This window comes from Sphingobium sp. SG1 (assembly GCF_057063145.1).
Window position 1 is genome coordinate 26502 of record NZ_JBVVOJ010000026.1, and the last position, 9536, is coordinate 36037.

The 9536-nt window shown below is 59.4% G+C and carries 12 protein-coding genes and 2 pseudogenes; 3 read left to right on the plus strand and 11 right to left on the minus strand.

Going from position 1 to position 9536, the window contains the following annotated elements; translation table 11 throughout:
* Window positions 1-38: 38 nt before the first annotated feature.
* Entirely contained in the window at window positions 39-722 is a 684-nt protein-coding gene (locus AC0KVN_RS25560; protein WP_483656558.1) for a hypothetical protein, read from the minus strand.
* 255 nt (window positions 723-977) lie between these two features.
* Here AC0KVN_RS25560 and AC0KVN_RS25565 point away from each other — a divergent pair, with 255 nt between their 5' ends.
* Window positions 978-1619: a class I SAM-dependent methyltransferase gene (locus AC0KVN_RS25565; RefSeq protein ID WP_483656559.1), complete on the plus strand. Its 642-nt coding sequence runs from the start codon at window positions 978-980 to the stop codon at window positions 1617-1619.
* Between the two features lie 34 nt (window positions 1620-1653).
* On the opposite strand, the gene AC0KVN_RS25570 is transcribed toward AC0KVN_RS25565, so the two are convergent.
* The 7 genes from AC0KVN_RS25570 to AC0KVN_RS25600 form a co-directional block, all read right to left on the minus strand.
* The gene (locus AC0KVN_RS25570; RefSeq protein ID WP_483656560.1) at window positions 1654-1851 is read right to left on the minus strand and encodes a hypothetical protein; all 198 of its coding nucleotides are present in this window, start codon (window positions 1849-1851) and stop codon (window positions 1654-1656) included.
* On the minus strand, window positions 1851-2294 hold the full coding sequence (locus AC0KVN_RS25575; RefSeq protein WP_483656561.1) for a pyridoxamine 5'-phosphate oxidase family protein: 444 nt from the start codon (window positions 2292-2294) through the stop codon (window positions 1851-1853). The genes AC0KVN_RS25570 and AC0KVN_RS25575 overlap by 1 nt, the downstream gene beginning before the upstream one ends.
* A gap of 62 nt (window positions 2295-2356) precedes the next feature.
* Complete coding sequence (locus AC0KVN_RS25580) at window positions 2357-3154, minus strand: alpha/beta hydrolase family protein (RefSeq protein WP_017503586.1); 798 nt, start codon at window positions 3152-3154, stop codon at window positions 2357-2359.
* Window positions 3151-4269 (minus strand): DUF3182 family protein, encoded by a 1119-nt coding sequence (locus AC0KVN_RS25585; RefSeq protein WP_483656562.1) that lies wholly within the window; start codon window positions 4267-4269, stop codon window positions 3151-3153. The genes AC0KVN_RS25580 and AC0KVN_RS25585 overlap by 4 nt, the downstream gene beginning before the upstream one ends.
* 272 nt (window positions 4270-4541) lie before the next feature.
* Window positions 4542-5522: a TIGR03557 family F420-dependent LLM class oxidoreductase gene (locus AC0KVN_RS25590; RefSeq protein ID WP_483656563.1), complete on the minus strand. Its 981-nt coding sequence runs from the start codon at window positions 5520-5522 to the stop codon at window positions 4542-4544.
* 106 nt (window positions 5523-5628) lie between these two features.
* A complete protein-coding gene (locus AC0KVN_RS25595) occupies window positions 5629-6141 on the minus strand; it encodes a hemerythrin domain-containing protein (RefSeq protein ID WP_483656564.1) in 513 nt (170 codons plus the stop codon).
* Window positions 6142-6865: 724 nt separating this feature from the next.
* On the minus strand, window positions 6866-7018 hold the full coding sequence (locus tag AC0KVN_RS25600) for a hypothetical protein (protein ID WP_284112581.1): 153 nt from the start codon (window positions 7016-7018) through the stop codon (window positions 6866-6868).
* Window positions 7019-7365: 347 nt separating this feature from the next.
* Here AC0KVN_RS25600 and AC0KVN_RS25605 point away from each other — a divergent pair, with 347 nt between their 5' ends.
* Complete coding sequence (locus AC0KVN_RS25605; protein ID WP_483656565.1) at window positions 7366-7617, plus strand: hypothetical protein; 252 nt, start codon at window positions 7366-7368, stop codon at window positions 7615-7617.
* Between the two features lie 554 nt (window positions 7618-8171).
* On the opposite strand, the gene AC0KVN_RS25610 is transcribed toward AC0KVN_RS25605, so the two are convergent.
* The 3 genes and pseudogenes from AC0KVN_RS25610 to AC0KVN_RS25620 form a co-directional block, all read right to left on the minus strand.
* Window positions 8172-8489, minus strand: coding sequence for an HU family DNA-binding protein (locus tag AC0KVN_RS25610; RefSeq protein WP_162129641.1), 318 nt, complete (start codon window positions 8487-8489; stop codon window positions 8172-8174).
* Between the two features lie 58 nt (window positions 8490-8547).
* Window positions 8548-8763 carry a hypothetical protein gene (locus AC0KVN_RS25615; RefSeq protein ID WP_483656566.1) on the minus strand — a complete coding sequence of 72 codons (216 nt, stop codon included), beginning with the start codon at window positions 8761-8763 and terminating at the stop codon, window positions 8548-8550.
* A gap of 240 nt (window positions 8764-9003) precedes the next feature.
* Window positions 9004-9270 (minus strand): annotated as a pseudogene (locus AC0KVN_RS25620) (DUF488 family protein); the annotation flags it as partial.
* Between the two features lie 59 nt (window positions 9271-9329).
* Here AC0KVN_RS25620 and AC0KVN_RS25625 point away from each other — a divergent pair.
* Window positions 9330-9458 (plus strand): annotated as a pseudogene (locus AC0KVN_RS25625) (transposase); the annotation flags it as partial.
* Window positions 9459-9536: the final 78 nt, after the last annotated feature.

The window sequence follows — 9536 nt, forward strand, 5'->3', positions numbered from 1 at the left end:
GCTTGGAGAGGCTGGGGTGAAGCACCCGCCATGATGGTTCAGCGGCTCGCCCATTTTTCCAGCCGAGCCTGATACTCCCTGCGCGCCCGGTCACGCTCTGCCTCCAGCTTCTTTATGAGCTTGTCGCCTTCTGCCTGCAAAGTCCGGCGCTCGGCGTCGAGAGCGCGCATCCGGGCGTCTATGTCCGCCAATCCCGCCTTGAGGTTGGCGGACGCCTGTTCGACCGCCTTCCCGGCCGCATCGAGTTTCGCGCGGCTGGGCCGCGGGATCGTCTTCTTGGGTTTTCGGGCGACACGCGCAACGGTGGCTTCCGCCTGATCTTCCTTTGCTGCTCTTCTGGTGTTCCTGCGACCGCGATCTGGTGGAGATCGCGTTTCAGCAGCCTCGAAATGGTCACCCGCGCTACCGCGGCTCACCTTGATGACGACGCCGGGTTTGGCGAGCGGCTCCTCGATCAGCTTGGGATCGGTGACCTTTTCGGCAATCCCGCGCGCAAACAAGTCTGCCGCCGATCCCCACGCCTTCAGCGCGGCTTTCTGGCTGGGCGCCGCGACATAGGCATCATGGAAGCCGGCGGGCGTACGGAAGACCTTCAGTTTCGCCATTGGGGCAAAACCACTGTCCGGACGCACCTGTTCCTGCCCCTGTCCTTCGCTGTTGCTCGTCAGCGCAATCTGTCCATGGCGCCCATCAACGGTCCTTCTCCTCGCGACGAACTGCATTCGCCTGCCCGGCTTGAATAACCAGCTGTCCTGCGGGTGCCGCCACTCCAGGGAAGAACGAAGGCCTGACGCTCCAAGGCAGGGCACATCGCCATTCTCATCGCGCCTCTGTCGCGTGCGTCATCAGCAATTCTCGGAGACACATGAGAAATCATGTTGGAGATTGATCCTGTTAAGCGTGATTTTTGCCGGGGGCGCTGAAACTACAAATATCTCGGGAGGCTTATAGAGCAAAGACGACGTTGAGGAGCAGATATGGTCGATGTACAAGAAGCCGCCCTTCACCCCGCTTCCAGATCTCATGGACGAACAACCGATCTGAAGGCCCGGCTTGTCGCCGCCGCTGAATTCTTGAAAAGCCCGACCATGGTGGGCTCATCATTTCCCGCGTCGCATTGGCTGATAAACCGGATGCTGCACGGCATCGACTGGTCTCGTGTAACGACAATGCTGGAATATGGGCCCGGGACTGGCGCTTTCACCGCTGCCATTCTCACTCGCCTCCCACCCCATGCCAGGCTGATCGCCATCGACACCAGCGCGTCTTTCACCGACCATCTGACATCGGCAATCCCGGACCAACGATTACATGTCGTCAACGGATCGGCGGCAGATGTGCAGCATATCATGGCCAGTCACGGCCTTTCTCGGGCCGATTGCATCATTTCCGGGCTGCCCTTTTCGACCCTCGAGCCAGAAGCCGCGACGCAGATCGTTGATCGCAGCGCTCAACTCCTGTGCCCAGATGGAGTTTTCATGGCTTATCAGATGCGGATCGCCGTGCGCCCGTTGCTCAAAGACCGATTTGGGTCGGTGCGGGCCGCATATGAATGGCGCAATATACCACCCTGTCACCTGTTCTGGGCATCGGAACCCAATCAGGCCATGGCGCAGTGAGCGGCCGGCAGGATGCTCGGCTGCCCGGCTCGCCTCAGGGCCGCTGATTATAGGATGGACCGGTATGCTCGGTGGCGACATTACTGCCGACCGCCTGATCCTGCTCCAGCTCCTCGCTATGCCACAGGTTTCTGCCGACAAATATGACGATGAAAATGGCGATGATGATGCCGACGATGAAGGCGCCGGCTTTCCCCAGCCGGCGCGCGGACGGCTTTTCGTCAGGGGCCATCAACGGGGGCCCTCAAGCAGGATTTCGCCTTCCTCCTCGCCATCCCAATAATGGGCGCGCTTGCCGAGTACCTGGATGAGGACAAGTCCGGGGGTCTGGGTGCCCTGCGGCCACCAGCGTTCCAGCTCCTTCGTCCAATGCGCGTCGAATTGAGCCTGATCCCTGATCAAGACGCCCCGCCCCTCGACCGCAACGAAGAAAGGCCGATGGCCGAGCAAGCCGGACTTGCCCTGATAGCTCAGATTGACAGCGGGATTGGTCTCGATTTCCGAGACCATCAGTGCAGTTTCGTCAGTGAAGAACCACGCAGTGCCATCATACTCGACTTCGCGGTTGTTGCTCATCGGACGCGATCCGATCGCGCCGTCTGCGGCATGGGTGGCAAGCATCGCGAAATCGATTTCCTTCATCTTTCGCGACAGATCTTCAAGCGACAATGACATGGCTTTCTCCTTTGCACCCTCAACGCTTGGCAAGGCATATCGGGCCAAGCTGTCTGAAGATGTTATCGGTCCGCCAGCTTGTAGGCCTGGGCAGGAAGCTCTCCGGCGTCCTGATGACTGCTTGTCGAGGGCCGGCGGCCGCCACGGACCATTTCCTCGATCCAGGTCAGCAGCAACTGGTTGTAGGCGCGCCGACACCCTTCGTCCCGCAACGAGTGATCAGCGCCTTTGAGGATGCGGTAGCTCAAGGAATTACTGTTGTGGAACGCGGACATGTAGGAACTGATTGTCGCGTGCGGCACATAGTCGTCTTGCTCTGACTCGACGATCAGCACATCGCCGGCAAATTGCTCGCAAGCCGCCAGAGCCTTGTCCTCGCGGCCCGTGCGGAAGCGGGCCCGATAGGCATTGATAAGATCGCGGTCGAGCATTGCCTTGGGGACATCCCAATGCTCGTCAGGATAGAGAGCAGGCACGCGCAAGGCGAGCCAGTTGACCGGGCGGACGGCAGTAAGAAGCGCTGCGAGATAGCCGCCATAGCTTGTGCCGACGACCGCAATGGCAGATGGATCGACCTGGTCCTGACCGACAAGATAATCATAGGCAGCCACGACATCGGCAAGACCATGGGATCGCGTCACCCGGTTGCGCTCTTCGGCGTGCCGGGCATGGCCGCGCAGATCGAAGGTGAAGCAGATACAGCCCAGCTGTGCGATCTCCTCGGCCCGAACCATGTCCTGATCGCGCGATCCGCCCCACCCGTGGATGAAGAGAATGCCAGGAACAAGCTTGTCCGGTGACAGGATGGTCGCGTCCAGACTTTCCCCCTCGACGTCAAAACATATCTGGCTGCCCGTCATTCCAGCTCCATTGCATATTTTGTGATCGGTCCCGCGACCGCATCGATACCGCTATAATAGAGGATGCTACCCTCCGGCGCGGCGTCAAGATGACCATAAATTTCCATCGTGGCGCATGTGACCGCCGACAACGCGCGATCGCGTGCAAAGGCTTCGAAGGCCGCTATCTCGGCGCCGCTTGCACCGCCCGCCCGCCAGCTTTGCTCAAGAACACCGATGCGCATTTCACCGGAAGAATTCATGCCTGCGGCGACGTCATAATTGCGACGAGAGGCCATCAGATCCGGGTAGAATTTCGAGACGGTCGCATCATATGCGATCGCCTTTTCGATCCCTTGCTGCAGATCGTCGGCCAGTCTGAGGCCTGCCAGCTTCTCAAAGCCGCCCCGCACCACATGCAGGGTCGAGCCTCCATAGACGGTGGCGCCTTCGTTGTTGGTGGCAAGGCGCTGGGTGCCCCAGTAAGAGATGATCTCTCCAAAAAGACATGTCACGCCCACGCTGTAAGTGATGACATTGTCGAGATTCTCTTCGATAACGACGCCGTGACGCGCGATAGCCTCCGCATCGAGCTGCGCGATCGCTTCTTCCAGCTCCCCTGGCGAAGTGACGACAAATTGTCCGAGCCCCGCTGTCGCCTCGACCTCCTTCAGACGGATCGAACCATAGCGAAGCATGTCGAGGCTGGCTTCGCGCACGGCATCAACGTTGAACGCCGACCAGCCAGTAAGAACATAAGGCGCAAGAGCGGCGCCCAGTTCGGGCCGCCATCCCTCAGGAACTTCGTTGCTGCCTGGAAAAACCGGATGCGTGATGACCTTGCTTCCGACGAAGCCATGCGGAACCACGCCGCCGTAAATCTGGCTTTCGTTGCGGATGCCCAGTTGCCGCGCCATTGCCAGGTCAATCGTGCCGGTCGGAATGAAGAGCGTGTCCTGCGTATCACCATCCAGCTCGGAGACTGACGAAGGGTCGTGATCGACGAATGTCGCCTGACCAAGCCGGGCGATCCTTCGCGCAAGCTCGGCTCTTGCGACCCTGTCATGTTCGTTGTTCATTGCCCCGGACCGAGTGGGATAGATCTTCACAAGACGGGTCTGTTGCGAACTGGCCATTGAACCTCTCAGATCCTGGAGCAGCTGCCGTCAGGCAGATATTTCATCAACCCTGCGTCGCAGGTTTATATCCACGTGCCTTACGCACCGAATGCGCGCCGTGGGCATCGTGTCGCTGCACCGCCGGCAAAGGCCCTTTGCCTTGCGACAGACGGCGTCGACCGGTGGCGAGAACGGAGGATGGTGGGCGCACTTTCTATCGAGACAGGCATCACCTTCTCATTGCCTTCCAACATCGAGCGCCCCTTCGATCTCCCGATCCTGGGGCGACGTCATCTGGATGGTCCCTTTTCCAGGCGCGACAGGGCCGGCTTCAGCTCCTGTTCGAAGAAATCGATGAATCCTGCTTGGTCGTCGCCAGGACAGGTCAACACAATATGGTCGAAGCCAGCATCAACATATTGCGAGATGAACTGGACGTGGGCCTGGACGTCCGGGCCAGCCGAAACCTTCGAGGTCAGGTCCTCAGGCCGGACATATTGGCTTGCGGCTTCGAAGCCCTGGACAGAAGGAACCTCGCTGTTGACCGACCAGTCGAAGGCAGAGAAGCGGAACCTATCATGAGCGATGTCCAGCCCTTGCTCGGTGCTCGGCGCATAGGCAATGACCGCCTCGGCATATCGGGGGCCCGGGTTGCCGGCCTTCGCTTCATAACTCTTCACGAGATCGCTATCTGGCGCAGTCGTCATGATGCCATCGCCCTTTTCAGCGGCGAGTGTGACGGAGGATGGACCACTCACGCCCAGGACGACCGGGATAGGCTCGGATGGAAGATCATAAAGCTGGGCGTGGTCGATAACAAAATGCGTTCCATGCCAGCTATGAACGCCGCCCTTCCACAGAAGGCGAAAAATGTCGATCGCCTCACCCAGCATTTCGTGCCGCTCGGGCACCGACGGCCACCGGACGCCTGTGACATGTTCGTTCAGGCGTTCACCCGCGCCGACCGCCAGAGTGAAACGATTGTCACTCATGACCGCGATAGTGGCCGCGGCCTGCGCGACGATGACAGGATGATAGCGCAGGATCGGACAGGTAAGGCCGGTCGCGATGCCAATGCGATCTGTAGCGTGGACAATGGCGCCAAGGACGCTCCAGGCAAATGGCGCATGGCCCTGTGACTCGAGCCAGGGGTGGAAATGGTCCGAAATGGACAAGAAATCGAACCCCGCTTTCTCTGCGCGGATAGCATTTTCCACGAGCACTTTCGGTCCGTGCTCCTCCGTCATCAGCTTGTACCCGAACTTCGGCATGGGCTTTTCCTTGTGGTGCTCGAGATGTTGCCGCCGGCCTTGTGCGCGCCCCGATATCGGTCGGTGCCGCTATCCAACGTCAGCTTTTCGTCATTCTGAACCCTGCTCAGGCAGGGATCAGGTTGACCGCAGTTGGCTTGGCGGCGGGCAGGCCTTCGGCTTTCGCCTGCGCAGTCAATGCTTGTTTGCGTGCAAGCATCAGATCCCGAAGCGCCACCAGGTCGACATCGGTCGCGCGACACTGCGCAAACATGCCTTCGCCGCGCATTTCTTCCTCATGGACGTGGTGCTTGATCTCTTCGGACAGAACCTTGACCTTGGCGTCGAAGAATCTGTCCTGCGTCGAGCCAGCCTCGATGTCATTGATCAGCACCTTGGCACCATCATGCTCGACATAGGCCTCTTCAAGCGTGTCTGCCTCGATCTTGCCTTCGAACGCGGGATAGAAAATCTCTTCCTCGATCAGCGTATGGATCTTGAGCTCGATGCAAATCTGGTGAGCGATATCGCCCTTCTTCTTTGCTGAAGCGGCTTTCTCATATTGTTCGAAAAGCGCTTCGACCGTGCGATGATCGGCCTTCAGAAGGGCGATGGCATCACTATATTCGGCCTTGGCCATGACAGGTCTCCTCAGTGGTTTTATCCGCTAAGGAAGCCGCAAACAGACGATCGGTTCCGGCAGCTGCGTAACCTGATCCATCTCAATAATCTGCATCAGGGACTAACGCTTTGGCCTGCGCTTCGTGGGGAATATCTCGATGAATACGGGCCGATCGTCACGCAATTGCCTTGGTGCCGAAAGACAGATTTGCGCGCCGATCGGCGCAACGACGTTACAGAAGGCTGTAAAGGCCAGCGGCCGACGATCCGATCACCATGGCTGCCAGAAGCGCGGCTTCAATCTTGAGGATCAGGTTCGATCCATCACGGTCATTTTGTGCGTCAGGTTTCAAATATCTGCCTTAAAAAAATACCCCACCAACGCCGGCGGGGTAGTGTCGTCTTGAATAACAGAGGAACGAGAAGAACGAGGCCCCTCACGCATTTGTTCCGGACCTTATCGAATCAAGCCCACGAGGGCGGCGAACAGCGCCCCGCACAGGATGCCCAGCGCCAGGACACCATCTACCTCGAAAAAGGATGTTGCGCGGGCGGTGGGGTCAGTTTCTGGGCGGCGCAACGGTTCGTCTCTCCAATGGGCGTTTAGAATGAAACGACCATTATCGTCGATAGTTGCGCGGGTCAGTCGATCAGGCTGACGATCCCGGCAGCGGCGCCGACGATCATCATCGCAGCCAGCAAAATGGCCTCGATGGTCAGGATCATGTCGGGACCGCTGCGCATCAGATATCGATCTCGCGGCGCTCCATCTCGTCCTGGATTGCCGTTTCCTGGGTGGTCAACTCGTCCCGATCCTCGATTTTGTTCCAGACCGTGATCAATTCCATGTCGGTCATTGCAGCGGCGGCAGCGGCGGCTTTGAGGTGATCATCCATGATGATGACTCCTTTCAGCAAGCAACCTAGCACTGATCGAGTTGGCGGTCGCGTCCAAATGGAGCGGCGTGGGAACGGCACCGGCGCGCACGGCACCGTTCGCGCAAAGAAAAGACCCTGCCGTTTCTGGCAGGGTCAGTGAACGATCGATCGTGAAGACAATCGTCGGGTCGCTCGAAGGAGATAGCAGCTTGATCAACGGACGAAATCACCCGAACGGGGTATCATAGCGGGCAGCTATCAAGATCTGCTGCTAATACCTCACATCCAGCAATCCTGCACGACTTCAAAATGACTGATTTTCGCTGCTGAACTGATGTTCCCCATCGAACATCGCATCGACAGCGATGGCCCTCTATGATGACTCCGATGCCCGCGCGCCAAACCGCCATCAGTTAAAGGCGTGGCTCCTTGGCGGTCAGTCCATCGCTACCTACCATCCACTGTTCGACCTTGCCGGTTTTAAACGCGCCATCGTGTGCCACCTGTTCGGCGAGGACAGCTATTTCGCCCCACCCGATCTGTTCTGGCAAAGCAGCAGAGCGAGGGCGATGCGCGCAAGGCTGCCTATCCGGACGCTAGCTGACAGGAGGTGGTGATCGTGCACACCGCCCAATATTTTCATGCAAAACGCAAAAAATTCGATTGCGATATTATTTCGCGGAAACAATGATCGACCAATCGGTTATCCCCCGGCAAGTCTCCATGGCTTGCGCGACCCGACTGGCCCTGCATCATCCGGTGCAGGGTTTTTCGACCCTCTCGGTTGACCTCGGCCTGCCTGCAGTGGGTGGCCGGCCGAGGTCGGCTCGATGGCCTCAAGCCATTGCCGAGTGGTTCACATTCGCTGGTGACAGCTAAACTCATCCAACGGAGCGGCAAGGACTGCGCCAATCTGCTGGATGCCCCGCCTGCCTGTTTAGAGTGAAAGCGACCCGCCTGAGGGCAGGCGGGGCAAGACTTGATCGTCTCCAGCCGGGCCGAACCTCGACCGGCTCCTCGCGAGGTTCAACTTATCGCGGCGTGCGCCAGCTGCAGCCTCGCAGCCTATGCCGGCCCATTGCCATAAGCCTCTGCGAATACGCCGGCGTACTACGACCCTCGCCGCCATCCCGCGTACGATTTGGATCGACTGTGAAGCCGGCGCCGGCGATCAGCTATTGACCTTATCCTTGAGCGCCTTGGCTGGCTGGAACCCGACCTTGCGCGACGCCGGAATCGTCATCGGCTCGCCCGTCCGGGGATTCTTGCCCTCCCGGGCGGCGCTCTGCTTCACCTTGAACTTGCCGAAGCCCGCGATCGAGACCTCTTCGCCGCGGGCTGCCGCGTCGGCGATAGCGGCCAGTGCCGCGTCGATGATCTTCTTCACATCCGACTTGGTGGCCCCTTGCTGGGTAGCGACGGCTTCGATCAGTTCATTTCCGGTCATGGCACCCTCATCTGCTTTGGAAGCACGCTGTTTGCCAAACATGCCGGCGGCGGTCGAGCGAGGAATATGCTGATTGCGAAACAATCCTGCGCCTCTCTCCTTAATTGGCGGGCCGCGCCAATCGCTGCCGATTCTTGCGGACCGCCTTGCGATAATGGGTGACTGACGCGTTCATCATGGCAGGCGGCGAGGTGCCAAGGCTTCCGGTCATGAATTTCCATTGCAGCAGCGTTGCTGCCTCCACTTTCTCCCTGACCATCAATTGCACTTCCGCCATGGCCGCCGCATTGCCGGCCATGAGCCGAGGGAGCCGCATGCCGATGACGGAGCAAGCCTCAAGCCCGAGGCTCCAGCAATCAAATGTCAGGGACAGGAATGATGGGGTGCGCATGCCGCTATAAGGCCGCCCGGCCGCTTGGGTTCCCGACATTGGACAGGTTCATGGTGAAAAGGAAAGCAGCGTCCCGCCTGCCATCCTGCCTTGCCGCCGACAGGTCCGAACTCTCCCACCGACGAGAATCCCGCTCCGGCACCGATTGGTTGCCAAATGCCGCCATCAGCCTGGATAGAGATCAATCCGATCAGCGTCTGGCAGTACGGCATCGATCAGCAGGGATCGATGGCAGCCCGCAGGATCGCGCTCGAAGCAGAGCAGCGCGGTGGGGTGCGCCGCAGCCAGTTCGACCAGTTGCGCTGCCTGAACAATCGCCTCGGGCAGGTCGAGCTGCCCCGCATAGATTTCCGACAGGCGTGCATGCTGCCCCTTGCGCGCCGCTTCGCGACCTGCCGGCGGGGTGCCAAGCGCCTTGAAGCCGACATTGATCTGCCCCCCGCTGAGTGGCCCAGAGACTATGATAGTCTGGACCGCGAAAGGGACATTGAATGCCGAGCAAGAAGCACAAGCCGGAAGAGATCATCGGCAAGCTGCGTGAAGTTGAGATCGTGCTGGCGCAGGGGGCTTCGACCGCCGAAGCCTGCCGTCGGATCGGGGTCAGCGAGCAGACCTATTATCTCTATGGACGGCTCTCCCTTTGCAAGCGGCATTGAAACGTTCTGCGTGGATCAGTTGCAAACATCTATCCGGCGTCA